This window comes from Mycobacterium sp. H4Y, from assembly GCF_000364405.1.
Classification (GTDB): domain Bacteria; phylum Actinomycetota; class Actinomycetes; order Mycobacteriales; family Mycobacteriaceae; genus Mycobacterium; species Mycobacterium intracellulare.
On sequence record NZ_AKIG01000001.1, the window covers coordinates 1,692,748 to 1,718,295 of the forward strand.

The following is a 25,548-nucleotide window of genomic DNA, read 5'->3' on the forward strand; positions in this document are numbered from 1 at the left end:
ACGTCCCCGGCGGCGACACCCGGCTCACCTTGTTGCTGAAGCCTCCCCGGGTAACGCCACCAGCGCATAGTACATGATGTGCATACCTTGCAGTGTATGCAACATTTGCTGCTGGTGTTTCAGGTCACTTCGTGAAGATGCTGTTCACCAGCGCGGCGGCACGCTCAACATAGGGCATCGGCGTGTCGGCGGTTTCACTCGCCTCACCGCTCGCCCAGCGTTCCAGGCCCGACCGCACCGCCGTCAGCGCCAGCGCGGAAATTAGCGCGGCCATCTCGTCGTCGGGCTGCATCGCCTGGCGGCGGACGATGATGTCCGTCAACTGGTTCTGGAATCGTTCCAGATCGGCGAGGAACGCCGCCAGGACGGCGGGCGAAGTCTTCGCGAGTTCGAGCATGTGAGCTGCGTGTTCGCGCCGAGGGGGGACGTCGCGCAGGTGGTGTGCCGCCAGGGTGATCAGTTCCGCGAGGACGACCGAGTAGGGGGCGGGTCCGGCGGCGACGAAATCCTCGGCCAGCTCGGCGGGTATGTCAGAGGGGCCGTAGGCGAGTGCGGACTCTTTGTTGGGGAAGTAATTGAAGAACGTGCGGGTCGAGACGCCGGCTTCGGCGCAGATTTCGTCGACCGTGACCTTGTCGAATCCCCGTTCCAGCGTGAGCCGTACGGCGGCGTCGCGGATGTCGGCGCTCGTCTGCCGGCGGCGGCGCTCGCGTAGCCCCAGGGGATTGGCCATACTCATATAGTTGCACGTTGTGCACAGTTTGCAGTCAAAAGGTGCCATCTGGCGGTGCGGAGGCGAGGCCGCCCGGCACCGTCCAGGGCGAGCGGCGGCGTTCCGCGTTCTCGCCGCCTCGCACCAGCCCTGTTCTTGCGCAACATCATTCGGCCAGCCGCTGTGGTGCAAGAGGTGGGTTCGGGCCGGTCATCCGCTGGGGGTGAGGGCGCCCCGCAAATAGTCGCATTGGCTTTGGAAGAACTTCGCCGAGATCGCCGCCTTGTCGGCGATCTGGTCGAACGCGTGAAACGCGCCCGGAACGATCTCCTCCTGCACCGGGACGCCCGCCTCGCGCAGGCGTCGCGCGTACTCCAGACTCTCGGAGTAAAAGAGGTCCAGCGTTCCCACGCCGATCCAGGCGGGCGGCAAGCCCGACAAATCCTTGCGGCGAGCCGGTGCCGCCTCTTCGGGATCGGCCCCATTGAGGTACCACTGCCAGGCCAATTGGTTATCGGATTCGGTCCACATGATCCGCCTGGGGCCGTCACGCCGGGCGCCGGTGCGATCGTCGAGCATCGGATACACCAGCATTTGGAAAGCGATTTTGACGTCCTGGCGGTCGTGCGCCCGCTGCGCCACCGCGGCGGCGAAATGCCCGCCGGCGCTGGCGCCGCCGACGGCGACTCGATCCGGGTCCACCCATGGCTGGCGCGCCAGCCAGAGCAGGGCCGCATAACAGTCCTCGACCGGTATCGGGTAGGGGTGTTCGGGGGCTAGCCGGTGTTCGACCGCCGCGATCGCGACGCCGGTGAGCTGAGACAGTTGGCGCAGATACTTGTCGTCCTGGGCGGCGTGGCCCATGATGGTGCCGCCGCCGTGGATCCACAGCAGCGCCGGTGCGTGGTCGGCAAGGCCGGCCGGACGGTGCAGGCGGACGCTGACGTGCTCGTTGACCGCGGCCACCGGCACGGTGCGGATGCGGCCGGCGTTGCCCATCAGGTTCATGATGGCGCGCTGCAGCTTCAGACCGCGGTGCAAGGCGTAACCCCGGGGCAGGAATCGAGCCACTTTGCGAAGACCGGGATCCAAGACATGGGGCGACGTGTAGGCGTTATCGGGAAGGCCGTTTGCCATCGGATGCCTCTGTTCCCTCGCGCCGGCAGACATGCTGACCATACAGGACGCAGGTAATGTCCATGCGTGGGAATTTGAACGAGTTTCAGCGGTATTCGCGCCGTCACGTGTCGGCCCGGCTGCGGACGCATTGGCCAAGCGGCACAGCCCGTTTCAGAGCGCCTCGTCGCTGTCGGTCAGTGCGCGCACGACGTGACCGAACATCGTCTGTTTGATCGCTCCGAGCGTGCCCGGGTCCTTGCCTCCGAATGGGCGAATCTGGTCGACGGCCGTGCCGGTGACCGCGTCCGCCGGACAGGCGACGTCGACGAGGCCGAATTGTGCTGCGTCGGGCCCGGTGAACCGACGGCCCGTAGTCATCGAGGCCACCGCGGCGCGAGGAGTGAGTTTGGACTGGATGAGCGCGGCCATGCCCGGGTTGAACGGAATGCGGATGTCGACCTCGGGAAAACAGAAGTACCCGCGATCGTCGCGCATGGCGCGAAAGTCGTGCGCGATCGCCAGCATTGCTCCGGCACCGAACGCGTGACCGACCACGGCGGCGGCGGTGGGAACGGACAGCGTCAGCACGCGCGCGAGCAGCCGGTGCACCCGATTGATGTACCAGGAGCCCCGGTCGGTGTGGGCGCTCAGCCAGTCCAGATCCAGCCCGTTGGAGTAGAACTTTCCGCCGGCGGTGGTGACCAGCCCCAGGGCGCCGTCCGAGATGACCTGATCGAGCGCGGCCTCAACGTCATCCAAAAATGCTGGGGAGAAACGGTTCTCATCGTCGCCCAGCCGGATGATGGCGATCTTGTCGTCGTAATCCAGTTTTACAGCCATGTGTTCCCCTGACTTCTTTCATGGTTCTCATCGGTCAGCCGCGTCGTTGCCGCGGGGCGGGAGGGCCGATCTCCAGCACGGCGCGCACGGCCGCGCGCAGATGCGCTCGCGCTGTGGCGCTTCCGAGGCGGTCTCGCCGAAGCAGCAACGCGGTGGGCAGGTCGACGACGCAGCTGGTTATCGTGTCCACCGCCGCCGCGTCCTTGCGCTCCCACACCGCGACCGCAAGCCGCACCATCAAATCGACGAGAAGTTTGTCGAGGCGTCGCAATTCGTCGGCAATGTCGTCGGGGACATCGTCGGCGAGTACTTCCTCGCGGCGCACACGCAACAACAGCGTCGATGAGCCGGGATATTGCTCAGTGAAAACCACCGGCGCGTCGGCGGCGGCCACCACCGCTTCGATGGGACCGCCCGGGTCGGTACCGGTCGCGGCGTCGTCGACAAGTGCCGTCTGTACCGCCAGGAAACGCCGGCCAGCCCGCAGCCAAGCCTGGCCCATCAGCCCGCCCCGCGATGTGAACGTGTGGTACACAGCGCCGTTGGAGACACCCACGGCCGCGCCGACCGCCCGGATGGTCACCGCGCTCGGGCCCGACCGCGCCACCAGGTCCTCGACGGCGTCGAGTACGGCGTCGGGATCGTGAAGGCGGGGCCGCGGCATGCAACCACCATAACAGAGCGGATGCTCTATTACGCGCCGGGGCGTGAGTATCTCCCTGTGCCGCGGGGCACGATCCGACCGTGATATGGCGCCGGTTAGCATCGGACGTCCGGATGTCGGTGCGGAAGGTAGGGCATTGGCTGCGATACCCGTCATCGCGCTCACCGGTCATCTCGGCGCTGGCAAGACGACGCTGCTCAACCACTTGTTGCGCCATCCCGGCACCCGAATCGGTGTCGTGGTGAATGATTTCGGCGACATCAACATCGACGCTTCTCTGGTGGCCGGTCAGGTCGACGAACCGGCCTCGATCGCCGGCGGATGCATCTGTTGCCTGCCCGATGGCGGTGGGCTCGACGACGCACTCGTCAAACTCGCGGATCCGGCCCGGCGCCTTGATGCCATCGTCGTCGAGGCCAGTGGTCTGGCCGACCCCGTGGCGATCGCGCGGATCATCGGTTTCAGCGAGATACGGGGGGTCCGGCCGGGGGGACTCGTGGATGTCGTCGATGCGGTGAACCATTTCGACACCGTCGACTCCGGGACGCTACCGCCGGTCCGCTATGGTGCGGCGTCGCTGATCGTTGTCAACAAGCTCGACCAAGTGCCTGACTGCGAGAGGTCGGCTGTGGTGCAGCGCGTCACACAGCGTGCGGCGCAACGGAACCCGCACGTTCATGTCGTGGGCACATCGGGTGGCCGGATCGACCCGGAGCTGCTCTTCGACGCGTCTGGCACGTCCGGACAGGTTGGCCAGCTCTCGTTCCTGGACTTGGTGCCCGAGCACGAGCATGACCACGTCCATGCTGATGCGGTCACCGTGGCCGGCGCTGGTTGTATCGACCCCGACGCCCTGGTCGATCTTCTCGAACAGCCGCCTCCGCAGGTGTTCAGGATGAAAGGCATTGTGGCTGTGTGGGAGCGCGCGACCGTGCGCGAATACGTGATCAACTTGGTGGGTGGCGCCGTCCACATCGCGAAGGCGCCGTCGGGAGCAATGGCCAATTGCCTCGTGGCGATCGGGATGCATCTCGACATCCCCGCCGTACGCGCGCGGCTCGATGACGCGCTGCAGCCTGTGTCGGGGTCGGCGTCGGCACCGGCGTTGCGGCGGCTGCAACGGTACCGGCGACTCAGCGCGTGAGTGAGGATCCGGCAAGATACGTCGTGATGTCATCTTCGCTCGGCGACGTGCTCGCCACCTTGGAGCTCGACCGAGTCGATCAGTGGCTTTTCGTCGGGCGGCAGCTTCCCGCGCCCGCCAACCATATACTCGGTGGGCACATCTCGGCTCAGGCGTTGTTGGCGGCAAGCCATACCGCACCGGGCCGAACGCCGCACAGCGTCCACACGTACTTCCTGCGGCCCGGCGACTCGCGTCACCCGGTTGATTTCGAGGTCGTCGACCTCCAAGAAGGCCGGACGTTTTCTGCTCGACGGGTCACCGCACGCCAAGACGGCAAGATTCTGATGGAGGCCATGTCGTCGTTCAAAGTCGCCGATTTCGCTCCCGCGCAGGTCGTCTATCAGCCACCTATGCCGCCGGCTTCCAGCCCGGAATCCTTGCCGTGGGTTGCCCCGCATCTCGCGGAATCCGACGAGAGCGCCCAAGGGCGGTGGGCGAGCCTGCGCTGGTTCGAGCGCCGGATCATCGACACCGAGGCTGCTCCGCCCGCCCGCGCGCCGATGTGGTGGCGACCCGACGGGCGAGTTCCCGGTGACCCGGTGCTGACCGCCAGCCTGGTGGCGTACCTGTCGGCGGTGACGTTGACCGAACCGGCATATGCCGCACGCGGCGGTGTCGGGGCATCGGCGCAGCGCGACCATTCGGTGTGGTTCCACGGTCCGGCGGCGTTGTCGGATTGGCTTCTCTACGACCGGTCCTCGCCGAGTAGCGCCGGTTCGCTGGCACTGGCGAGTGGGACGATGTTCAACCGCACCGGCGAACTGGTGTGCACGGTGAAACAGGAGATGTATTTTCCGACGCGCAATTGATGGGACAGTCACAGTGCACGTTCCGATGGTTCACTATCGCAACGCGTGACATCGTACCGTCTCAATATGGCCGCGCCGCAAGGCAATTCCGTCACAGTGACGTAATTAGGCCATAGGGTTTTCCACGGTGGGGAAGGGGATACGGTGGTCGGGTGCGGTCTGTAGCGCGACCCGGTGTCTCTTCTCCGCCATATCCTTACACTGTCTCGTGGTGATCGGAGTCTCGTGGAGCTCTCTGCGCCCGACGAAGGAGTCGTAAGCCGAGCCGGCCACGATGTGATCGCAGTAGCGCTTACCGCCTTGCATAATCGTCACCGTGACGAATCGGGCGGGTCGGGGATTCCCACCCACCTCGCGGGGGCCCGGAAGCCGCTGCGTAAAAGTGCGAGGTAGTGATTGCGAGGCCGCCGGATTGGGTAGTCGGTTTACACTCACGCCCAGCTAAAGTCTGGACGCCTGAGATGGGAGGGCTCGATGAGTGTGTTCGTTCGTCGCGTCGTGTGCACCGTGGCGGTGGCATTAGGACCAATGGCCTACGTGGCGGCGGTATCGTCCGGCGTGGCCTCCGCCCAGCCCCCGGATTGCGGTGCCGGCAACTGGTGGAACCCGGGGGCCAATGCGTGCCAGCCGGTGGCACCGCCGCCCCCTGATTGCGGTCCTGGCAATTGGTGGAATCCCGGGGCCAATGCGTGCCAGCCGACGGCACCCCCTGATTGCGGTCCGGGCAACTGGTGGAACCCGGGGGCCAATGCGTGCCAGCCAGTGGCGCCCCCGCCGCCGGAGTAGCGCCTCGTACGTACCCTCGCCGAGCGCGGCGAGGTGGGATCGGGGCCGTAGCGCGTCCGCGCCCAGCATCGGACCCGCATTGGCCGCACATTGGTGCGGGCCTTATGTGCCGCCGCCACAACGCAATTCGTCACTGTGACGTAATGATGGCGGTAAAGGCCCGGTCAGGCGAGCGAGGCCGAGGATCACTCAATGGGCTGCGCGCGATGTCGTGCGGAAGCGCTCGATCAGACGATCACAAGAGTTGGTTCATTCGCGCGACTGGCGCGTACCCACGCGACAGATTTGCCAACTGAGCGTTCTCGGCTTGCTGCCATGGAAGGCAGTGGACAAGGGTTACTGGACTCGTTTTAGCCCCGACGCGGGCGCGCTAGCCGCCTTGCGCCGGTGAGCATTATGCCGATAAGCGACATTATGTCGGGTAATCGGGAGAAGGCTCCACTCTCGGACGTTGCCATCAGTATCGGTGTCCTGCGGCATGAGTTGGGCATGACATTGACACCGTCAGACTTGGAGTTGATCCGCTGCTCTCCCGTTAATGGGTGCGGACAACTCAAACCCTGAGCAGTACCACGCCCTTCGAGCCGAGCAAGGCTATCGTTGCGGCATTTGCGGTATCAGTGAGGCGGACGTTGATCTCACAGGGTTGGCGGCCGTCCGCGCGCTGATGGTCTGCTCAAGGTTCCGTTCGCCGTAGAGGCGCGAAGCTGCGTCGGGCTAACCCGCCAAAAGGAGATCATCATGCCCGTCGGCCGCGTCTTTGTCGACCGGGTCGTGCGCGGCGATTGCGGTCGTCATATCAGCCCCCGGGACGCCGATAGGCGTTAATGGACGGTCGAAGCTTCGGCTTTCTCGTATATCCGAAGATACGAGCGCGAGATCACGATTGCGGTAACGGTCCTTAGCGACCACAGCACAGTCGTGCTCCTGCACTGCGCGGCGAGCAGGGTGACCCGCGGTGAAGTTGCCATCGTGACTAAAGACCCTCCCTGCTGCGGCGCGGGACGGATATGCACCAATCCAATATGGATGTTTACCGGCCGATGCTTCGGCTATGCCCACCATCACTTCCGGCAACACCAACGCGCCGACCATGCGCATCGCCGAGCGCGCAGCGCGGGCGATCGTCGGTAGGTCGTTCTCCCGCATGTCCTTTCGCGGTTATAGCCGAACGATCACCGCTTGGTATCTATTTGGGCATGCAACCGCGTTTCGACTGGCGCAGCACTATCGGTAACAACAGTCACATGTTTAACCTTGCGCCGTGCGCAATTTGCCCTCTGCCGCCACCGATGTGCCATTGCGCACTGTCTCCCGGCGCGACGCGCTGCGCTACGCCGCCACGTTGGCCGGTCTGGGTGCCGCATCGGTAGCTTGCGGCATGCCGACAGCGACTGCCGCCGCTCCCCCTCAGCTGATCGACTTTGCCGCACACCAGATTCCGGCGCAGCAGATCCGGGCTGCCGGCTATAGCGGGGTGGTCAACTACGTCTCGTTGTCACGTCCCGGCTCCTCGTTCGGCGCCAAGCCCATCACTCGGTCCTACGCCGACTCACTGACAGCCGCGGGTTTGGTGATTGTCAGTAACTACCAATACGGCAAGCCGGGCGGGTCGACACCGTCAGACTTCACGCGGGGCTACGCGGGCGGCGTCGCGGATGCGCGCACCGCCTGGCGTTTGCACACCGCGGCAGGCGGCGGCCAGAGTGCGCCGATTTTCTTCACCATCGACGAGGACATCAACCGCAACACCTGGATTCACACCGCGCTGCCGTGGTTTCGCGGAATCAACTCAGTTCTTGGGGTTCAGCGCACCGGGGTCTACGGAGGTGTCAGGGTCTGCCAGTGGGCCGCGGCCGATGGCGTTATCGGGTCTTCGAGCACACCTGGCCGCCGGTGGGCCTGGCAAACTCGAGCCTGGTCCGGTGATCAGGTCCACCCCGCCGCTGTTCTCTACCAGCGCGTCGTGAGCACCGCGTCCAATCCCGGGCCGAAGGTCGGCGGATTCGAAGTGGACGTCAACGACGTCCTGGCCCCCGACTGCGGCCAGTGGAACCTCCATGCGGGTCGTCCAAGCGGCGACGTGCGATAAGGTGTTGCCGCCACTTCCGGCAATACCAACGCGCCGCTCATGCTCGTCGCAGAGCACGCAGCGCGAGCGTCCATGGAATAAGTCGGTTAAGCGCCGACATCAACGATGTTGCGGTGCAATCTGACCCAGGGCTGGCGTGGGCTTATGCGCCAGACGGCAGAACTACGCCGGGTTCATCTGATGAATCAGGCCCGCTGGAGGCCGTGCTCACCGAGGAGGATCTGAGGCAACCAGCTCGCGAATCTAATCCCGTGTGCACACTGCACCACCAGCTTTTGCATGGTGGAATGTGCCCATATGCAACCGCTGAAAAGCGCCTCACCCTGTGTGCGGGTTGACTGATCAGTGAGCTCCGGTCGCTAACTCATCGTCAAGGCCGTGCCCACGGCGACGCTGATCACCACCATGAGGGACACCCAAATCACCGTAATCGACACGCCCACGATCTCTTCTTCCGTGAGGCGCCAACGCGGTTCGTCGACAAGAGCGGTTTCCCTTAGGGGCGCAACCGCGTTGATTGCTGCGACCGCCAAGAGAAGATCGTTCGCGTCGTCCGCATCCTTCTCGATTGCCTCAAGCGCGGCGATTGCGGTCGTCATATGAACCCCCAGGATTGCGGTCGCCAACAGGCGTTATCTCGTATACCCACGGTAAGAGTGCGAGATCAAGATTGCGGCAACGCTCCTTAACGGTCGCAGCACAACCTCCCCGCTCCAGGAACAATGGACCATGCGCAACGCCCGTCCCCTCGAAATCGCGCTCGGCATTGCGCTGGCCACTCGGCGATTCTGAAGGCATGACATCGGGACTGGCGCCTGAATACGACGGATTCGAATATGCAGTGTTACCGGTAAGTTTTTCGTGAGTTCAGCCGGATTGAAGCGATTTCAACTGGAACTCACGGCCTTTCGGCCCTGAAGGGGTATAACTGCGGCGGGTTCGTGGGCCTGAGTCTAGCTGCGTTGGGTGGCACTAGGGCTCCAACGCTTGCTCCAGCTCGTCGCTGAGCAGGCGCTCGGCCACGGCGGTGTAGCGCCGTGCGGTGTTATGAGAAATGCCGAAAACGAGAGACAGATGCAGCGGGTCCGGACCCGCGGTCAGCGCTTCGTGAAGGAGTCGGTCGGCACGGAGACGTTCGACCGTGAATCCATTGTCGCCCAACGATTTCTTCACCGATGTTTGACTCACCGGCGTTGTGCGCAATGCAGTTTTCGTCGTGAGTAGAACGTGCCGGTTCGGAGTGTGAGGCCATCTGTTCCGGCGGTGGTCGAGCCATGTAATCAGCGCTCTGTGGGTGAGCTCGCCGAGCCGTTGGTTGTGTCCAGCAAGGGTGATCCGCCGGTTCGGCAGGTCAATGTCGTCGACCATCAGTTTGCGTATAACGCTTGTGCGGCAGGCATGTTCGACGCTCAATGCAACAACTAGACGTGCACGCGGTTCGCTCGCGAGCTGCTCGATCGAGCGCACCTCATCATCGGTGATGGGCACGAGGTCTTGGTCTACTGGTTGGCTCTTCAAACCCGCTGTTGGGTTGCTGAAGACCAGACCATTCTTCTTGGCGTGCCGGAACAGCGACCGCAGCGCCTTGATCAGATTATGGCGCTGATTTCCCTGAAACGGCCGCAGCGCCGCGTCGACGTCGGCCCTGGTGACCTCCCTGAGATGGTCATAGGAGGTGGACCAGTGCGCAAGAAGAGGTCTGACCGCGCCGAAGTAGCTGTACAGCGTCCTCGGCGATCGTGGGCGAGCACGTGCGCCGCCGGCCAACAGGGTAAGGAGCCAGTGGTGCGACGGTTCACCGAACCCTGGCGGAAGATCCGCGGTGACGCGGTCGATCCAGGCACGGATCGGAGGTTCGGTGTCGTCTGTCAGCAGGTCGAAGTGGGAGAGAATTTCGACGAGGCTGCGACGAGAGGCGAGCCGATGCGGCCGCGTTCGAACCTCCGTGAGCGGCACGCGATCTCCGGTGGGCCGACCGGCCAAAAGGGTGACCAGGGCGTCGAGACATCGGTTTGTGGTGTCACCGCACCAATCGTGGGCGGCAGCGCGTTCCCGGGCGTATACCGCAGCGGCTACGAGCACGGGGTCGTCGGATTCCAAGGCTGGATGCCGCCGGGCCGGGCGAGCAGGCAGTCCCGCCTTTCCGCGATGGTAGTGCGCTTTTTTTGAACAGCTTCTGCCGCAGTATTTTTGGTCGCGGCGACCGTTGGCTGGCAGTTCGGCTCCGCATTGCAGGCAATTCATCGCGGCGGCAGCGACCTTCTCGTCCGGGCGCGCGGCGTGACGGGACGGGCCTCACCCGCCGCGGCGGCGGCCTCCTCGCTACCCTTCGGCGTGGGTGCGGCCACGGTTTCGGGCTCGGGGATCAGCAGTTCGTCGATGGCGCAGTCGAGCACGGCGCAGAAAACATCGAGATCGTGGAGCTTGATGGCATTGGGATTGCCCGACCACAAGCCCGACATCTTGCCGGCGCTGATCACCAGGCCGCGCTCGGCCAGCATCCGGTGGAGTTCGCTGGCCTTCCAAATGCCGCGGTTGGCCGCGGTCAGGCGTAGATTCCACTTCATTGAGCCAATCCTTTCCATCGGTCTGCGACTCGGCGTTGCCCGGTGACCCAGGCATCTTCGACGTGGGTGGCATGGACGTGGATATATCGAGCCGTCGTGCCCGTCCAGGCGTGACCACATAATTCCTGGATGGCGAACAGGTTCATTCCGTCGAGGTAAAGCTGGGACGCGCAAAAGTGCCGCAGCACATGGGGGGTCAGCTTCCCCGACCACTCAGGCAGATGCCGGTCCGCCGCCTCGGCCAACGATCGGCGATAGACGTCAGCTGTCGCACGCATGCACGTCCCGTCGATGTTCTTGCGTTCGGACGGAAACAGTGGCGCGCCATGGCCATTCGGGTCGATATCGAACAGTCCGAGCACGTCTTCGATGAACCATCTCAGGCTGCGGTCGGCGCCGTTGATCAGCGGCACCAGTCGCGGTTTGGGGCCTTTGCGCCGTGATCCCTTGCCGTGACGGACGTTCAGCTTGCCGAACCGCCCCAGCTCCCACCGCACATCGTCCAGATCGAGCATCCGCGCCTCGTTGATGCGCAGTCCCACGTCGGCCGCCAGCCGGGCGACCGCGTAGTTGCGGGCGGCCGGGGCGAACTTGCGGCAGGTGACCAATTCCTCGCGCCACCCGGCGAACAGCCGCTCCACCTCGTCGGCGGTCGGAGGGATACGCAGCTGCGGATCGACCGAAGCGCGCGGCCGGTTGATCTCGTCCAGCGGGCACTCGACGACCCGACCTGTCATGTTGTGCAGGTCGATCTTGTGCCGAAGCTCCAAGAACTGGAAGTACACGGTCAGTGCTGCCGCCCGCCCGGTGCGGGTGGAGGGATTGGCGTCGCGCAGCACCTTGCCGAAGTAGACGTCGGCATCGACGGGCTGCATCTCCCACAGCGGCCGGCCGAACCAGTCGCGGATCAGCTCGAGGTGGTTGATGTCGTTGCGGATCGTGCTGTCGACCAATCCGGCCGACGCCCGTGCCAGCACGAACCCGGCCAACACATCGGTCTCGAAGTCGGCAAGCTCCTCCTCGCTCGCCGGTACTCGATGTTCCCGCAGATCGCGGACTACAGCCAGAGCCAACCCACGCCTCCTCGACTTCACTCAAAGTGAAGAAACATCATCTGATCAACTATTCAATCAGCAAGAATGATGCCGGTTCATCAGACGGTTTTGGTGGAGGGACACGCCTACAACGGCTGTTCCAGGCGTTGAAACGGCTAACGGGCGATACCGGTGGGCTCAGGAACTCGTCGACTGTTGATTATCCGGACGGTTCCGCTATCGCACGTCGCGATTAGCCTTGGTGGCCTGAGGCAAGCTTTGGCTATGACATCGACTCCCTCTGGTGTGGAATTAATCCGCCTGAGGTGATCGACGGCTCGGCCCGTTCGACAGGATAAGGCGGATGCCGCCGTACGGATTCGACATTGATGATGAGTTGCACGATCAGTTGCGTGCTCCAGTTCCACCGGGCGTACTGGCATGGGTTGAGCGCCAGACAAAATGTCAGGTCATTGCGCAGCGGCCGTTGGAAGGCGGCCAGTCCGCGGCGATTCACCGTCTTGTTCTCGATAACCGAAGCGCTGTGATCCTGCAGCGATTCGTCTTGGACTGGATCCGCGACGAGCCGTGGGCTCCTGCGAACGAGGTACTGATCTTAGGTCTTTTGGCCGACACATCGGTTCCAGCGCCGAAGGTGATTGCCGCCGACCCGCACGGACAGGACACCGGTGTGCCCACCGTATTGATGACCGCACTGCCAGGCGCCGTCGTGTGGGACCCACCAGAGCTAGACCCATGGCTGGACGCCGTCATCGACGTCATGATGACGATTCATGCCATACCGGCGCCGCAACAGTTACGCCGGTGGGAGCCTTACCCGCCGGAGAACGCCCCACCGACGTGGACCCGCTACCGGTGGGCATGGGAACGCGCCGTCACCACGTACCATGACGTGCGCCCAAGCAGCGACCGTGTGTTCTTACACCGCGATTTTCATCCCGGCAACATCTTGTGGCAGCAAGGCAAAATATCCGGACTTGTCGACTGGGTCTCGTCGTGCGCCGGACCCGTCCAGGAGGATATCGCCCACTTCCGCGTGAACCTGGCCATGCACCACGGACAAGCCGTCGCAGATCGCTTCCTGCGGCACTGGATGCACGCCAGCGGCCAGTTTGAATACCACCCCACCTGGGATCTACTAACTGCGGTGTCCATGGGCGGCGACGAACCCAACCACCAACTCGACGAATTCATCGCAGCCGCCGCCAACCGCCTCTGACCGCGTTTCCTGATCAACGCCTCCCGCCGACGCGATCACCGCCACAACGCAATGTCGGGGAAGCGGGAAACAGATCACCCATCCACAGGAATTGACAATTCCTCAGCAGGGGGTGTTTCAGATCAACATTCGTCTGTTGGCGCCAGACGACGACCCGTGACTGGGAGTTGGGGCCGCGGGCTACAGCCCGGATGGTACGACGTTGCCGTTTACCGTCACTTCGACCTGGCCGGTCTTCGGGTTGTACTCGATTTTGCCGTGCTCGAAGTTCGATACAAGCAGATCGCCAACGGTGTTCACGTCGCTGGTCGGAAAGCCCAGCGGTCCCGCCGACCCGTTATTGCCGGTGATCGCGGGCGCGCCGTTCGGGTCGCGCGGAACATTCCATGCCTCCCGGATCTTGCCCGTGGTGATAAACGCGGGTGTACCGACCGCGTCGTTCCTGGCGGTGATCACGCCGCCCTGGAACTGCTGAAATACCAAGCCGCTCTCCCGTTTTCCCGCGTTGCGGTCACCCGTCAGCGGTTTGCCGAGGGCCTGCTTCTGATCCTGGGTTGCCGACGAGTACTTGGCGGCGATCGGGCCGGTCAGGATCACCTCGACGTTGCCCTCACCGATGAGCTTCACCTCCGCGGGCGGCGCTGGAGTCTTAGACGTGGTGGTGGCGTTCACCCCTGCGTGAGGCGGTGCCGACGCGTCGACGCTCTTGCCATTGCCGCAGCCCACAGCAATCAGTGCGACGGCGGCCAGGCCGGCGACTGCCGCGTGGCGGTATGCGATCGTTCTCATGAGCTTCCTCTCGCGTCTTCCTGAGGCAGGCGGTCGCGGTCGTCGTGGCTCCGAACGAACTTACCCGCGGTCATCGACGGCGAGCCAGGGCACCTAACGGAGGATCACCGCAGCTTTGTCAGCTGCCCAGCACCGAGACGATCTTCTTGGCGGTAGCCTTGGCCGATCCCGGATTCTGGCCTGTGACCAGCCGCCCATCGACAACGACGTGCGAGGCGAAGGGAATCAGACCCTTAACGTAGCGGGCGCCGCGCTTCTTGATTTCCGCTTCGGCGTTATAAGGCACCAGCTTGTTGACCCGGGCCAGGACCTCCTCCGACCAGGCGAACCCGGTGAGCTTGCGCCCGGCAACCAAGAGCGATCCGTCCGACAGCTTGGTGTTGAGCAGGCCGCAGTAGCCGTGGCAGACCGAGGACACGACTCCCCCGTGCTCGAAGATCTCGCGCGTGATGCGTTGCAGGCCTTCGCTATCCGGGAAGTCATACATGACCGCGTGGCCGCCGGTGAAGTAAATCGCGTCATAGGCCGTCGAGTCGATCTCATCGGGTGCGGCGGTGCGGGCCAGCAGCGCCATCTTCGTATCGTCGGCCTTCCAGGCCTTGGCGCTCTTGCCGAAACTGGGGAACTTCAACGAGCGCGGCTCCAGCGGTGAAGCGCCGCCTTTCGGGCTGACGATCGTCTGTTCGTAACCCGCTTCGGCGAAGACGTCATAGGCGTGCGTCAACTCGGAGAGCCACAGCCCGGTCGGCTCGGCGGGGTCGTCGTAATGGGCGACGTTGGAGACGACGTTGAGGATGCGCTTGGTCATCCTCCCAGGATTCCACTTATAGCCCGCCCTGTGCCCAGCGTCGACGTGTAGTAGGTGACACCGTTCATCGTTTGTCGATTGTCGTCGGTCTGTGGGATCGGCCCCAACTCGTGGTCCGCGAGCAGTCGACCCATTGGAGTTGCGACCGATGTCCAGCCGCGCGCGTCGAGGTACGCGCCGACGTCGTGGCGCTCGCCCTCGAACTCGATCACGGTGAAGTCGGGTTCAAAGCCGTGCCGGCGCCACTTGGCGGTCGCCGCCTGCATGCGTTCGTGGGCCGCGTCGGGGTCCATGTCGGCCGTATTCGGGACGGCCTCGGTGCCGAGTCGACTTCCTGGCGCGCTGAGCGCGGTGACGGTGTCGAGCAGCTGGTCCTGGGCCCCGGGTGCCAGGTAGCCAAACAGCCCCTCGGCGATCCACGCCGAAGCTCTGTTGGGCTCGAAGCCCGCCGCGTTCAGCGCCGTCGGCCAATCCTGGCGCAGGTCGGTCGCGACGGGGCGCACGTCGGCTTTGGGTTCGGCGCCAAGACTGGTCAGCGTCGTTGTCTTGAACTCGATGACGGCCGGTTGATCGATCTCGAACACCGTCATCCCTCCGGGCCACCCCAACCGATACGCGCGGGTATCCAGGCCCGAGGCGAGGATGACGGCCTGGCGGATGCCAGCCGCGGCGGCATCCGCAAAGAATTCGTCGAAGTACCGTGTGCGCGCCGCGATCGACGCGGGCATCTGTGCCAGGCCCCACGGGCTGCCCTCCACGTCGACATCCGACGCGGACAGCTCACCGGTAGCCCAGCGGGTCAGAAAGGTCACGCCGACCGCGCGGACCAACGGCTCGGCGAAGGGATCGTTGATGTCACCATTGGCGGTCGCTATGGCCCGCGCCGCGGCCGCCATCGTCGCCGTGGTTCCTACGCTGGTGGCGGGATCCCACGATCCCTTCGTTGGTGGCATTCTCTACCTCCGAAGTTTTTGGCTACGTAGTGCGTTGCGCTGCGCTCGGAGGCAACGAACTCGCCGCTGCACGGCAAGAAGCGCATCGGCGCCCGGCTTGGGCCGGTGGGCCCCGGAGCGGCACAGGCTCAGTGCACCGTCGGCGCTAAGTGCAAGGATATTGCCCGTTGAGCACGCAATTCACCGGTGGTGAGTAGGTACCGCTCAGCACGCCCCTGAAACCACCTGTGGCCGAACTACCGGGCGCAATGACGCGATTCCAATTCGCGGGAGTGAGCACATGGTGCGTGCCAGTCTGCGTGACGGTGCTGTTCCACGCGTGCAAGACGGATTCGCCCGCCGGCAAGTCGAATTCGAGTTTCCAATCGTTCAGCGGCGCCATGCTCGAGTTGGTGACGGTGAAGTGGGCGATGAAACCGCTCTGCCACGAATGGGACACCGATAACGTTGCCGTGGCAGCGGCCGCGTGAGCTGCCGGCGTGATGGCGAGTCCGAGTATGACAACCATCAAGGCCGCCACGGCCGCGTGAAGCGCTGTGCGCCAGCGCTTCACGCAATTGTCCACTCCCGCCATACCAGCAACACTAAAGCCGCAGAGGCGACATCGGGCCTCGCATCGCGGGTAAGCCGCAGTACCTTTGCCCAACCGAAACCGTCATGAAATCTAGCCTTGATCCGTCCCCGGACTCCCCTTAGTCGCGCCCTCGGGTGAGGATCAGCAACCCGGTCGGCAGCGTGGCGATCGCGAGGGTTGTGGTCTGCGCAACCGCGGCCGTCGTCGTGACGTTCTCGAGGTGTGTGACGTGGAAGACCAAGTGCGGGACTGCGAACAGCAGGTAGGCGCCCAGTGCGACCCGGACCAAGCGTCGTTCCATCGTCATCGCGGCGGCGACGACGACGAGTGCCAGCGCGAGGTTCATCGCGCCGTAATCGCGCATGAGGTGTTCGGAGTAGGGCGGGATGCGATCGACCCACGGGACATAGTCGTAAAAGGCCCGAGGAGCCAGCGTCGCGACGAGCCCGACCGCGACTTCCACGAATGCCAAAAACCACAGTCCGCCGCGCAGCACGGGGCTGGTCATCGTCGCCTCAAGTAAGCGCGGATGGCGTCGCGGTACGGCAGCCGGCCGGCGGCTTGCTGTTCTTCGAGGTATTGCTCGAACGTGATCGTGCCGGCGGTGTGCTCGGGGGTCAGCAGCCCGCCGCCACGAATCCCACCAAATACCTTGCCGGGCAATCGGATCGGGACCATGGGACGACGCCTACCGGCAATCGCCAGGTAGCTGCGGGCGAGATCGTCGAGCGTACGCGCCTGTGGACCCCCGAAATCTGGTGCGCGCCCGATCGGCTCGCCGAGGGCCAAACCCGCCAACCGTTCGCCCACGTCGCGCACGTCGACCGGTTGGAATTTCAGGCCTGACGGCAGCGCCATGACCGGCGGTTTCGCGAGCACGCGCAATACGAAAGCGATCAGGTCGTGAAACTGCGTCGCCCGCAGCACCGTCCATGGCACGCCCGACTCGGCGATCGTGCGTTCGTTGGCGAGCATTCTGCGGTAGAAGGCGAAGGGAACGCGATCGATCCCGACGATGGAGACGTACAGCAGATGCGCTGAACCCGCCCGTTTGGCAGCCGCGACCAGGTTCTCGGTGGGATAGACGCAGTGCACGATCGTGTCGACGCCGTCCAGCGCAGCATCGAGCCCAGCACCGGTCTGCACGTCCCCCACGACATGTTCGACGTCCGCGCGTTGGTTCGGGCGCCGTCCGCGGCTCAGGACCCGGACGTCCTTGCCCGCGGCCGTCAGCTGGTCGACGACGACGCGGCCTACAGTTCCGGTGCCGCCGGTTACGAGTACACAGTTCGTCACGTCTTATGAACCGGATGGCGCCACCGGATGTGACAACTGCTTGGCAAGAAAGCGCAATTTGTCCGGATTGGCCAAGACCCGCAGCGCCGCTATCTGGTCCCCGGCGATGTCGAAGCACAGGACGCCGGCCAGCGTGTCGCCGTCGAACGCCAGCATCGCGGGCTCGCCGTTGATCTCGGCGACGTCGAGACGCGGACCCGCCTGCGCCAGGTTCCTGCCGAACACGCGCGCCACATAGCGGGCCGTCCGATCGCGGCCCGAGACGACGCGCCGGGCGGCCGCCACCTTGCCGCCGCCATCGGCCGTCGACGTCACGGTGTCGGTCAAGATTTCGACGAGTCCGTCCACGTCGCCGGCTCGGGCGGCGGTAAAGAACCGTTCGACGAGGCGCCGCCACTGCGCCCGGTCCGGTTGGAAGCGCCGCCGGGGCTCACCCAGCCGCTGGCGCGCCCGCCGGTACAGCTGGCGGGCATTGGCTTCCGAGGTTTCCAGGATCTCGGCGATCTCGAAATGGCTGTAGGCGAACGCTTCTCGGAGCACGAACGCCGCACGCTCGGTGGGCCCGAGTCGCTCCATCAGGCTCAGCAGCGCGATCGATACCGACTCGCGCTGTTCGGCGGTCTCGAGCGGCCCGAGCGTCCGGTCGTCGGTGAGAACGGGTTCGGGAAGCCACGGGCCGGGGTAGACCTCCCGGCGGGCGCGGGCCGACGTGAGCCGGGTGAGGCACAGGTTCGTGACGGCCGTGGTGAGCCAGGCCGGCAGCGATTCGATGGCCTCCGCATCAGCGCGGTGCAGGCGCAGGTACGCGTCCTGCACGGCGTCTTCCGCCTCGCTCGCCGACCCCAACAGCCGGTATGCCAACCCGAACAGACGCGGCCGCTGAGACTCGAAATCCCGCACGACATCGCTCACCCGTGCAAGCCTGCCACCGGTGCGCGCGGATCAGAATCGCTGAGAAACCTCGCCCGATATCTCGACCGCGGTGGCACGTTGACGAGTGGCGTTGCTGAACCTGGAAGCGCGACGTTGGGCTACTCGAATCGAGACGACGGGGTCAGCTCCGCGTGGACCGTGCGACCGAACTTGGACCGCATCAAGCGATGCGCCGACGGGACCAGGACGCCGTGCAGGAAGGGATACTTCTGCCGCAGCAGGCGCCCCACCTGCCGATACTCATCTCCGTCGAGCAAGCGCACGACGCCAGGTTGCACGGGTCCCGTCGGCTTGCCCGACCCCGTGGACGGCCCGAATTCGACGGTTGGGTTACGCCGGATCCGGCGGATCTTGACCGCTTGCTCGAAACTCCGGAAGTAGGCGCGATCGCCGTCCACGACGATGCTGACGGGGCTCGAGCCGGGGGTGCCGTCCTTGCGAAAGGTGATCAGCCGGATCGTCTTCTGGCGCACCAATGGCGCCAACGTCTGGCTGGTGGCCATGGGAACGCTGCCCAGTACGTAGCCCAGTTGATGTAGCCGCAGCACGAACGCCGCGACCAGGGCCACCGATACCGCACCGAGCGCCCACGCTTGGGCGGGCGAACCTCCCAGGTCAAGGTCCATCACGTGGTTCACGGTATGCACGGTGTTGGCCACAATGAACCCCGCGAGGGCGACAGCCAGAGCGTCCGCCCAGATCAGGGCGAGCAGCAGCGTGATTCCCAGGCCTATCTGGAACGCGCCCACGTCGTGCAGAAAGTGCTGGTGCTCGCCAAACCCGACGGCACGGGCGAATGAGGGCGGATCGAGCACACACCAGATCCCGATGCCGGTGGTGACCGTCCCGACAAAGGCCGTCACCGCGATCAGGTATGCCCGCGCAATGCCACTCAAGCGCTTCATCATGCCGCCTCTCCCACAATTGGCTTGTCTGTTCCTCATTCGCTAGACGGGACGGGGCGGCAACATGTGACATCGCTAGCGGCGGCATCGACGGGCCGCCCATCCCTACCGATGAATCCCGGGCGCTCCGGCAGTCAGTCCTTCCAGACGAACAAATCGAGAGCGAAGGTAGATGCCATGCCCCCCGAAACCGCGGCCTTGCCGCCTGTGGTCGATCACCGAACCTGGCGCGCCGAACTCGACAAACTGCGCAAACGTGAGAAGGCCGCCACCCGCGAGCTGGATGCGATCGCCGCGCAGCGCCGCCGACTGCCGATGGTCGAGTTGCCCGACTACATTCTGATCGGTGCCGACGGGCCCATCCGCCTGGTCGACGTGTTCGACGGTCGCGCCCAGCTCATCGTCTACCACCACATGTGGTCGGACGGCGCGGAGTGGCAGTGCAGCGGGTGCACCGGCTTTACGTCACAGTTCACCCGGCTGGAGTTCCTCGACCGCTATGACGCCCGGTTCGTCGTTGTCACCAACGGACCGATCGAGGAAGCACTCGCCTACAAGCGCAAGGTCGGCAATCGCATGGATTGGTATTCGTCATCGCAGAGCCCCTTCGCCGCCGACATGGATGCGCCACCCGGCGGCGGTTTCGGCGTCAACGTGTTCCTACGCGACGGCGGCACCGTGTACCGCACGTGGCATACGAACGGGCGGGGCACCGAACAACTCAGTCACACCTTCGCGTTGATCGACGTCCTGCCATGGGGCCGCCAGGAGGAATGGCTCGATTCACCCGAAGGCTGGCCCTCGCGACCCACATACTCCGGATGGCTCGACTCCCCCGCTATCGCAGCCGCCTACGGCCCAGGGACAAACGAGGACAACGCATGAGCGCCAGCGATGAACGATACGTCGTCACCCGCACCATCGCCGCGACCCCGGCCGAGATTTTCGCTGTCCTCGTCGACCCAGCGCGCCACCAGGACACCGAGCCCACCGACTGGGTCCGCGACCCGGTCGACACTGCGCCGCTCACCGGCGCGGGACAGATGTTCGCGATGAACATGTACCTCACGCGGGCGGGAGGCGACTACGTCACGCACAATCTGGTCAACGTGTTCGACGAGAACCGTGTCATCGGGTGGATGCCGGGCGTGCTCGACGACGCGGGCGGGCATGTGCCCGGCGGGTGGTTCTGGCGTTACGAACTCGCCCCCAACGGCCACCGCACGGACGTCACCCTCACTTACGACTGGAGCGGCACGCCGCAGCACTTCCGAGAACGCGTTGGTGAAATGCCCATTTTCTCTGAGGATTACCTGGTCGCATCGCTGGCCGCTCTGGAGCGATGGGTCGCGGACTGATCACATCTCCCCTACCCGGCACCAATGCACCCATCGTCAAGCGGACAGCAGCCGTTGGCGCAGTACAGGCAGTCCGGGCCCATCGAGTTTGTCCAGCAGCGCGCTGCGGCCGCTGACGGCCATCATCAAAGCGGACGCGCGGCCCCGGATTTCGGCTCCCTTACGCCAGGATCGATCAATGTCGGTGCCGTGCAACGAGATGCCCCGCAGTCGGCCCAGCCGCACGAAGCCAACGGGCCATGGCCCAGTCAGGAAATCCAGCGCAAGCCCGACGCTTTCGGGATCGGGATCAAACGGGAGCCCGAGCGGAATGCTGATGTCGCCGCCGTGGATCAAGATATCGGTGAACGGAGCCACCGGCCCGATCACCGGCGGGCTCAAAGGGTGATCGGCGCACTGACGCAGGGTGGCAACGATTTCTGCGGCCGGCCGCTGCGCACGACGACGCGCGAGCTCATCAATCGCGCGGTTCAGGCTGCCGCGGCGCAGAGCCATCGTCATGGCCGGCGGGAGTCCATCAGCGACCGAGCAGGCGAGATGGGCGGCCACCGTCTTGACGTCCCAGCCGGCACACAGGCTTGGCGTTGCCAGCTGGGTGTCGTCCAACCCTTCGACCAGTGTCGCGATCCGGCGCCGCTCGTTCGCGACAGCGGCGAAGACACGCTCGCGGTCCACTCGCACGAGAAAAACTCTATCGCTGGGATGCGACCGCCGTAGCGGCTAAGAAGGATTTTAGCGCGCCTGGCGTGCATCGCCGTTGATGGCTAGTGGCACGAATCCGTCTGTGGCACCAAAGGTCTGGAGGGAACCAGGGGCCGTTACCGCAGCCGGAACCGCGGAGCAATCGTCAGGTCTCGTATAGACGGGAGCGGCGCCGACCGGGCGTTGAGAGGCGTCGACGTGATGTTGCTGCCGCGGTCGCGGACTTCGACGCTTATCGGGGCCGAGCGCGCCAGTCAGGGATCGCTGTCGGGTCGGCTTCCTTATCTACTGAGATGCCCGCAATCGCCCCTATTGCGATCGGTAGCAGCTGTAGAGTCGGCGATACAAAGAATTACCGAGGTGATCATCTCGCCGCATCTGGTCGACAAACACCACTTGTATAGGCCGAATCTTCGATGACACGTCACCGATCCAACGTAGGAGGCGATTCGGTGAACGGTGATGGCCGCGACCGCACACAGCGTGACATAGCCGATGCTGACCAGCAGGTGGTGACATCGGCTGATGGAGACGATGCTCCCCGGGGCGCGCGGTTGACCCGCGAAGTGGTTTTGGATACCGCCATCGCGCTCGTTGACCGCGACGGTCTGCCGCAGCTGACCATGCGTCGGCTGGGGGCGGCCTGCGGCGTGGAGGCGATGGCGCTGTACCGCCACGTTCACAGTCGTGGTGACCTGCTCACCGGCATCATTGACCGCATCGTTGATCGCCTCCACGCCGAACAACTTGCCGCGCGTCGTCAAGAGGACGGCTGGCAGGACTACTTGGTACGCCTGGCGCATGGGGTACGCCAAATCGCCCTTGAACACCCGCAGATATTCCCGCTGTTGGCCACGCATGCGCCCGAAGCGCCATGGGTCCGCCCGCCGCTGCGCAGCCTGCGCTGGATGGAAACCTTCCTCGAGACGCTCTTCTCCTACGGCTTCGACGACGATGCGGCAGTGGCCGCCTACCGCGCCTACACCACGTTCCTGCTGGGCCAGTTGCTTCTGGAAGTGCACGCCCACGGCGCCGAACTACATCCGGACGAGGCCATTCTCGACGGCGAACCACCGCGTCGGCATCTCACGGGCTACCCGTGCCTGCAGCGGTTACAACCGATGTTGTCCGAGGATCACAGCACCGCAGAGTTCGAAGAGGGACTCGAGTCGTTGCTCGATCGCATCGAACTTCTGATGGCTCGTCGCTAATAGGGCTGTCGCCGCCGACAACCCAACAATCGCGCCCACCTGTTTACAACGTAAGCCCTGCTGTTTACGCTGTAAACGACGCGGCGTGCTCGTCAGCCACCAGCAATGCGACTCTGGTCCGTTGCGGCCGAACGGTGCACTGCGGTTCCGCTCAGGCCCGAAACGACGAGGAATACGAAACGTGCGCGTGCATTTGGTCGTTGGATTTGTAGGTATTGCGCTGGCATCGGTGCTCCCGTCCGCCGCGGTTCCCCTCGCCGTCGCCCGGGGATGTCCCGATGTCGAGGTGGTGTTCGCACGCGGCACCGGTGAGCCACCGGGCGTGGGCCCGACGGGACAGGCGTTCGTTGACGCTGTGCGCTCGCGGGTGCGCGCCGGCTCGTTCGACGTGTACCCGGTCAACTACCCCGCCAGCGACCAGTGGGACACCGGCCTCGAGGGCATCAAAGACGCTGGCGCGCATGTGGTTTCCACGGCCAACGGATGCCCCAGGACCAAGATGGTGCTCGGCGGCTATTCGCAGGGCGCGGCCGTGATGGGCTTTGTCACCTCGGATGCGGTGCCCGAGGGCGTTGATCCCGCAACGGTACCGAAACCATTAGCACCTGAAGTGGCCGATCACGTCGCCGCGGTGGTGCTGTTCGGAATGCCCAATGTGCGGGCCATGAACTTCCTGGGTCAGCCGCCGGTGGTCATCGGACCGACGTATGCGGCCAAGACCATCAAGGTGTGCGTTCCCGAGGACCCGGTGTGTTCTGATGGCCTCAATTTCGCCGCGCACAACACCTATGCGGACAACAGCAGCATGATTGACCAGGGCGCAAATTTCGCCGCCGGGCGGCTTAATCAAGATGCCGGGAATCCCCCGATTCCCGCGCCGGCGCCTGATAACCCACCACCCGCGCCGGGTGACTGGTCTGGAAACCCCATCGACTGATGGCGCGGAATCAGGATTGGCTCTGCACGCAGCCACCGCCGACGTGCTCGACGCTTGATTCCATGGAGCCCACAGCAGCAGAGGTGACCTCGGCTTTCGAGCATCTCGGCTGGAAGTTCCAGGACCGCACCGACTTCCACGCCCGCGCTGCGCGGTACATCGCCGAGGGACTCGCCCATAATTACTGGATCGAATTCGTCGGGCACGGCAGCCGCGAGCAATTGTGGGCGGAATTGACGGCGCTGCCCGGCATCGCCGACCGGCTTACGGCCGGCGGGGTCGGCGTGACACCGGCATCGAAGTTTTACGCCGTCTTAGACGGCACCGACATTGTGGACCCGCATACCGCTGTGGCCATCAGTGTGGCGGCCCTCGATCACGCAATCCAAAATGGTTACAACGGCTTTCGCGTGGTCGTCGACGCTACGACATTGGCCCGCCGCCCCGACCAACGCGCCGCCCTGTCGCAATTTGAGTTCCTCCTCTCCCGCACGATGACAGGGCTGCCCTTTTCCGCGCTGTGCGCCTACGACACCCATCAGCTGGCGGGTGCCGCGGACGAACTCATTTGCCTTCACCCCGATCTCGGTGAGCGTGCGCCCCGTTTCCGGCTGCACCCTGCACCGCAAGCAACGTTCGCGCTGACCGGCAATATCGACTTACACAGCGACGGGCTCTACACCACCGCATTGCAACGCATTTGGTCGCTGCTCGACGATGACCCGCTGATCGTCATCGACGCGCAAGGCCTAGAGTTCATCAGTCACCAGCAGCTTTACACCCTCGATCACCACGCGCGCGCCAACGGCCGCACCGTGATTCTGCGAACCGGTCAACGAATCCCCACCAGGCTGGTCGGCGTGCTTCAACTGACGAACGTGGAGTTGCAGCCGGCACCGCCGCACAACGCAACACAAGCGACCGGGTCCTCCGCCGGGCAGGTCACCTACGCAGGATCGGCGGGATGAACGCAGGGGCACTGCGGTCACGTGGTTTTACAACGGAGTTCGGCAGCGCGCGGACTGCGACAGGCGCCCGCGCCGTACCGACATCGGGAGGGGGTCAGGCTCACCAGTGGGCAGAATATTGCCACAGCGACGTTGCGGGCCGGCGGGAGCCAAGGGCCGGCCAGGTCGAAACCTGGCGCGCCGGCGCACCTTTGGCGGCGTGAGGCTATGACGAGGCGGGTTGAGGATGCCAGACGGTAACGAATCCCCCGATGTGGCGGTATCGCGTTCGCGTGCCGAGCCCACCGCGGTATTCACCGGCTTAGCCGACATCGTCTACCAAGGCTCAACGCCCGCAGAGATCTATGCTGCGATCTGCATCGCAGCCACACTCATGGTTCCCGGCTGCGACCATGCCAGCGTCATGTTGCGCGACAACCACATCGCCACGACGGCGGCAGCCAGCGACAGCGTCGCCCGCAAGATCGATAAGCTCGAGCAAGCGCTCGGCGAAGGCCCTTGCCTGGATGCCATCTCGGAGGAAACCCCACAAATCGATCCCGATCTCCGCGCCGGCAGTCAGTGGCCCGCTCTGGCCGCCCGGGTCCTCACCGAAACACCGGTGCACGGAATCATGGGCTTTCGCCTGCTTGTCGGCCCTCACAAAATCGGCGCCCTAAACCTGTTCTCCGACAGCCCCAATGCGTTCGACATGGTGGCCGTCGAACGCGCAATCCTTTTGGCGGCTTTCGCCGGCGTCGCCGCCAACGCCGTGGCTCAAGGCGAAGATGCCGCGACATTGCAACGCGGCCTTGCCAGCAACCGCGAGATCGGCAAAGCCATCGGCATGCTGATGGCGCTCAACGACCTCACCGAAGCCGAGGCCTTCGATACGCTGCGCCGCGTATCCCAAGAGGCCAACATCAAGCTCGTCGACGTCGCTGCCGCAATGGTGAAACGCCACACCCGCGGCGCCGCGGGCGAGATCTGAACGTGGTGGGCCTGCACGCAACGCACGACAGGTCCCGCGAACAACCCGAGTCGACCTGGGCCTTCACCGGTGATCGGGAATTGATTCCGTTGCGT

General features: G+C 64.6%; 27 protein-coding genes and 1 pseudogene. 11 read left to right on the forward strand and 17 right to left on the reverse strand.

The annotated features are described in order from the left end of the window. Positions 1-124: 124 nt before the first annotated feature. From W7U_RS07500 to W7U_RS07515, 4 genes are all read right to left on the reverse strand, one after another. Entirely contained in the window at positions 125-733 is a 609-nt protein-coding gene (locus W7U_RS07500) for a TetR family transcriptional regulator (RefSeq protein ID WP_008256516.1), read from the reverse strand. Between the two features lie 189 nt (positions 734-922). Beyond that, a complete protein-coding gene (locus W7U_RS07505; RefSeq protein ID WP_008256517.1) occupies positions 923-1,849 on the reverse strand; it encodes an alpha/beta hydrolase in 927 nt (308 codons plus the stop codon). 153 nt (positions 1,850-2,002) lie between these two features. Next, the gene (locus tag W7U_RS07510) at positions 2,003-2,671 is read right to left on the reverse strand and encodes an enoyl-CoA hydratase-related protein (protein ID WP_008256518.1); all 669 of its coding nucleotides are present in this window, start codon (positions 2,669-2,671) and stop codon (positions 2,003-2,005) included. A gap of 34 nt (positions 2,672-2,705) precedes the next feature. After that, on the reverse strand, positions 2,706-3,335 hold the full coding sequence (locus W7U_RS07515) for a TetR/AcrR family transcriptional regulator (RefSeq protein WP_008256519.1): 630 nt from the start codon (positions 3,333-3,335) through the stop codon (positions 2,706-2,708). A 136-nt stretch (positions 3,336-3,471) separates the two neighbouring features. Here W7U_RS07515 and W7U_RS07520 point away from each other — a divergent pair, with 136 nt between their 5' ends. The 4 genes and pseudogenes from W7U_RS07520 to W7U_RS07540 all read left to right on the forward strand — a co-directional run bounded on the left by W7U_RS07520 (position 3,472) and on the right by W7U_RS07540 (position 8,208). Further along, entirely contained in the window at positions 3,472-4,479 is a 1,008-nt protein-coding gene (locus tag W7U_RS07520) for a GTP-binding protein (protein WP_008256520.1), read from the forward strand. 26 nt (positions 4,480-4,505) lie between these two features. After that, positions 4,506-5,330: an acyl-CoA thioesterase domain-containing protein gene (locus W7U_RS07525; protein WP_008256521.1), complete on the forward strand. Its 825-nt coding sequence runs from the start codon at positions 4,506-4,508 to the stop codon at positions 5,328-5,330. Between the two features lie 1,825 nt (positions 5,331-7,155). Continuing rightward, positions 7,156-7,248, forward strand: a pseudogene (locus W7U_RS26725) (GMC oxidoreductase); the annotation flags it as partial. A gap of 132 nt (positions 7,249-7,380) precedes the next feature. Beyond that, complete coding sequence (locus W7U_RS07540) at positions 7,381-8,208, forward strand: DUF1906 domain-containing protein (RefSeq protein ID WP_008256524.1); 828 nt, start codon at positions 7,381-7,383, stop codon at positions 8,206-8,208. 359 nt (positions 8,209-8,567) lie between these two features. On the opposite strand, the gene W7U_RS07545 is transcribed toward W7U_RS07540, so the two are convergent. The 4 genes from W7U_RS07545 to W7U_RS07560 all read right to left on the reverse strand — a co-directional run bounded on the left by W7U_RS07545 (position 8,568) and on the right by W7U_RS07560 (position 11,848). Next, positions 8,568-8,807, reverse strand: a complete 240-nt coding sequence (locus W7U_RS07545) for a hypothetical protein (RefSeq protein ID WP_014382512.1) — start codon at positions 8,805-8,807, stop codon at positions 8,568-8,570. 373 nt (positions 8,808-9,180) lie between these two features. Beyond that, on the reverse strand, positions 9,181-10,164 hold the full coding sequence (locus W7U_RS07550) for an integrase (protein WP_241767546.1): 984 nt from the start codon (positions 10,162-10,164) through the stop codon (positions 9,181-9,183). Positions 10,165-10,448: 284 nt separating this feature from the next. Continuing rightward, positions 10,449-10,775: a helix-turn-helix transcriptional regulator gene (locus W7U_RS07555; protein WP_008256529.1), complete on the reverse strand. Its 327-nt coding sequence runs from the start codon at positions 10,773-10,775 to the stop codon at positions 10,449-10,451. Continuing rightward, on the reverse strand, positions 10,772-11,848 hold the full coding sequence (locus W7U_RS07560; RefSeq protein ID WP_008256530.1) for a site-specific integrase: 1,077 nt from the start codon (positions 11,846-11,848) through the stop codon (positions 10,772-10,774). Before W7U_RS07560 ends, W7U_RS07555 begins: the two co-directional genes overlap by 4 nt. A 325-nt stretch (positions 11,849-12,173) precedes the next feature. Between W7U_RS07560 and W7U_RS07565 the strand changes: the two genes are divergently transcribed. Then, entirely contained in the window at positions 12,174-13,049 is an 876-nt protein-coding gene (locus tag W7U_RS07565) for an aminoglycoside phosphotransferase family protein (protein WP_014384669.1), read from the forward strand. A gap of 180 nt (positions 13,050-13,229) precedes the next feature. On the opposite strand, the gene W7U_RS07570 is transcribed toward W7U_RS07565, so the two are convergent. From W7U_RS07570 to W7U_RS07605, 8 genes are all read right to left on the reverse strand, one after another. Next, the gene (locus W7U_RS07570) at positions 13,230-13,838 is read right to left on the reverse strand and encodes a hypothetical protein (protein WP_008256546.1); all 609 of its coding nucleotides are present in this window, start codon (positions 13,836-13,838) and stop codon (positions 13,230-13,232) included. Positions 13,839-13,956: 118 nt separating this feature from the next. Then, positions 13,957-14,646 (reverse strand): type 1 glutamine amidotransferase domain-containing protein, encoded by a 690-nt coding sequence (locus W7U_RS07575; protein WP_008256548.1) that lies wholly within the window; start codon positions 14,644-14,646, stop codon positions 13,957-13,959. Further along, positions 14,643-15,599 carry an SAM-dependent methyltransferase gene (locus tag W7U_RS07580; protein WP_036428858.1) on the reverse strand — a complete coding sequence of 319 codons (957 nt, stop codon included), beginning with the start codon at positions 15,597-15,599 and terminating at the stop codon, positions 14,643-14,645. Before W7U_RS07580 ends, W7U_RS07575 begins: the two co-directional genes overlap by 4 nt. 145 nt (positions 15,600-15,744) lie before the next feature. Then, positions 15,745-16,173 carry a cellulose-binding domain-containing protein gene (locus W7U_RS25370; protein ID WP_080588015.1) on the reverse strand — a complete coding sequence of 143 codons (429 nt, stop codon included), beginning with the start codon at positions 16,171-16,173 and terminating at the stop codon, positions 15,745-15,747. Positions 16,174-16,291: 118 nt separating this feature from the next. After that, positions 16,292-16,681 (reverse strand): hypothetical protein, encoded by a 390-nt coding sequence (locus W7U_RS07590; RefSeq protein ID WP_008256554.1) that lies wholly within the window; start codon positions 16,679-16,681, stop codon positions 16,292-16,294. Further along, complete coding sequence (locus W7U_RS07595; protein WP_008256555.1) at positions 16,678-17,469, reverse strand: NAD(P)H-binding protein; 792 nt, start codon at positions 17,467-17,469, stop codon at positions 16,678-16,680. Before W7U_RS07595 ends, W7U_RS07590 begins: the two co-directional genes overlap by 4 nt. Positions 17,470-17,472: 3 nt before the next feature. After that, the gene (locus W7U_RS07600; protein WP_008256557.1) at positions 17,473-18,381 is read right to left on the reverse strand and encodes an RNA polymerase sigma-70 factor; all 909 of its coding nucleotides are present in this window, start codon (positions 18,379-18,381) and stop codon (positions 17,473-17,475) included. A gap of 119 nt (positions 18,382-18,500) precedes the next feature. Beyond that, complete coding sequence (locus tag W7U_RS07605) at positions 18,501-19,310, reverse strand: PPOX class F420-dependent oxidoreductase (RefSeq protein WP_008256558.1); 810 nt, start codon at positions 19,308-19,310, stop codon at positions 18,501-18,503. A gap of 174 nt (positions 19,311-19,484) precedes the next feature. On the opposite strand from W7U_RS07605, the gene W7U_RS07610 reads away from it, so the two are divergent. Next, positions 19,485-20,192, forward strand: a complete 708-nt coding sequence (locus tag W7U_RS07610; protein WP_008256559.1) for a DUF899 family protein — start codon at positions 19,485-19,487, stop codon at positions 20,190-20,192. After that, positions 20,189-20,665: an SRPBCC family protein gene (locus tag W7U_RS07615; protein ID WP_008256560.1), complete on the forward strand. Its 477-nt coding sequence runs from the start codon at positions 20,189-20,191 to the stop codon at positions 20,663-20,665. Before W7U_RS07610 ends, W7U_RS07615 begins: the two co-directional genes overlap by 4 nt. A gap of 36 nt (positions 20,666-20,701) precedes the next feature. Here W7U_RS07615 and W7U_RS07620 read toward each other — a convergent pair whose 3' ends face one another. Then, complete coding sequence (locus W7U_RS07620) at positions 20,702-21,340, reverse strand: maleylpyruvate isomerase family mycothiol-dependent enzyme (protein WP_008256561.1); 639 nt, start codon at positions 21,338-21,340, stop codon at positions 20,702-20,704. Between the two features lie 479 nt (positions 21,341-21,819). Between W7U_RS07620 and W7U_RS07625 the strand changes: the two genes are divergently transcribed. The 4 genes from W7U_RS07625 (at position 21,820) to W7U_RS07640 (ending at position 25,453) form a co-directional block, all read left to right on the forward strand. After that, on the forward strand, positions 21,820-22,578 hold the full coding sequence (locus tag W7U_RS07625) for a TetR/AcrR family transcriptional regulator C-terminal domain-containing protein (protein ID WP_014380107.1): 759 nt from the start codon (positions 21,820-21,822) through the stop codon (positions 22,576-22,578). 187 nt (positions 22,579-22,765) lie between these two features. Next, a complete protein-coding gene (locus tag W7U_RS07630; RefSeq protein ID WP_036428861.1) occupies positions 22,766-23,515 on the forward strand; it encodes a cutinase family protein in 750 nt (249 codons plus the stop codon). Between the two features lie 83 nt (positions 23,516-23,598). Continuing rightward, on the forward strand, positions 23,599-24,483 hold the full coding sequence (locus W7U_RS07635) for an MEDS domain-containing protein (RefSeq protein ID WP_008256566.1): 885 nt from the start codon (positions 23,599-23,601) through the stop codon (positions 24,481-24,483). Positions 24,484-24,709: 226 nt separating this feature from the next. Then, complete coding sequence (locus W7U_RS07640; RefSeq protein WP_036428863.1) at positions 24,710-25,453, forward strand: GAF and ANTAR domain-containing protein; 744 nt, start codon at positions 24,710-24,712, stop codon at positions 25,451-25,453. Positions 25,454-25,548: the final 95 nt, after the last annotated feature.

Bases quoted from the DNA above. Each gene is read 5' to 3' on its own strand.
- W7U_RS07610 (WP_008256559.1), top strand. From the start codon at position 19,485: ATGCCCCCCGAAACCGCGGCCTTGCCGCCTGTGGTCGATCACCGAACC.
- W7U_RS07615 (WP_008256560.1), top strand. From the start codon at position 20,189: ATGAGCGCCAGCGATGAACGATACGTCGTCACCCGCACCATCGCCGCG.
- W7U_RS07565 (WP_014384669.1), top strand. From the start codon at position 12,174: ATGCCGCCGTACGGATTCGACATTGATGATGAGTTGCACGATCAGTTG.
- W7U_RS07605 (WP_008256558.1), bottom strand. From the start codon at position 19,310: ATGATGAAGCGCTTGAGTGGCATTGCGCGGGCATACCTGATCGCGGTG.
- W7U_RS07510 (WP_008256518.1), bottom strand. From the start codon at position 2,671: ATGGCTGTAAAACTGGATTACGACGACAAGATCGCCATCATCCGGCTG.
- W7U_RS25370 (WP_080588015.1), bottom strand. From the start codon at position 16,173: ATGGCGGGAGTGGACAATTGCGTGAAGCGCTGGCGCACAGCGCTTCAC.
- W7U_RS07500 (WP_008256516.1), bottom strand. From the start codon at position 733: ATGGCCAATCCCCTGGGGCTACGCGAGCGCCGCCGCCGGCAGACGAGC.
- W7U_RS07590 (WP_008256554.1), bottom strand. From the start codon at position 16,681: ATGACCAGCCCCGTGCTGCGCGGCGGACTGTGGTTTTTGGCATTCGTG.
- W7U_RS07545 (WP_014382512.1), bottom strand. From the start codon at position 8,807: ATGACGACCGCAATCGCCGCGCTTGAGGCAATCGAGAAGGATGCGGAC.
- W7U_RS07575 (WP_008256548.1), bottom strand. From the start codon at position 14,646: ATGACCAAGCGCATCCTCAACGTCGTCTCCAACGTCGCCCATTACGAC.
- W7U_RS07570 (WP_008256546.1), bottom strand. From the start codon at position 13,838: ATGAGAACGATCGCATACCGCCACGCGGCAGTCGCCGGCCTGGCCGCC.
- W7U_RS07525 (WP_008256521.1), top strand. From the start codon at position 4,506: ATGTCATCTTCGCTCGGCGACGTGCTCGCCACCTTGGAGCTCGACCGA.
- W7U_RS07555 (WP_008256529.1), bottom strand. From the start codon at position 10,775: ATGAAGTGGAATCTACGCCTGACCGCGGCCAACCGCGGCATTTGGAAG.
- W7U_RS07640 (WP_036428863.1), top strand. From the start codon at position 24,710: ATGCCAGACGGTAACGAATCCCCCGATGTGGCGGTATCGCGTTCGCGT.
- W7U_RS07580 (WP_036428858.1), bottom strand. From the start codon at position 15,599: ATGCCACCAACGAAGGGATCGTGGGATCCCGCCACCAGCGTAGGAACC.
- W7U_RS07515 (WP_008256519.1), bottom strand. From the start codon at position 3,335: ATGCCGCGGCCCCGCCTTCACGATCCCGACGCCGTACTCGACGCCGTC.
- W7U_RS07505 (WP_008256517.1), bottom strand. From the start codon at position 1,849: ATGGCAAACGGCCTTCCCGATAACGCCTACACGTCGCCCCATGTCTTG.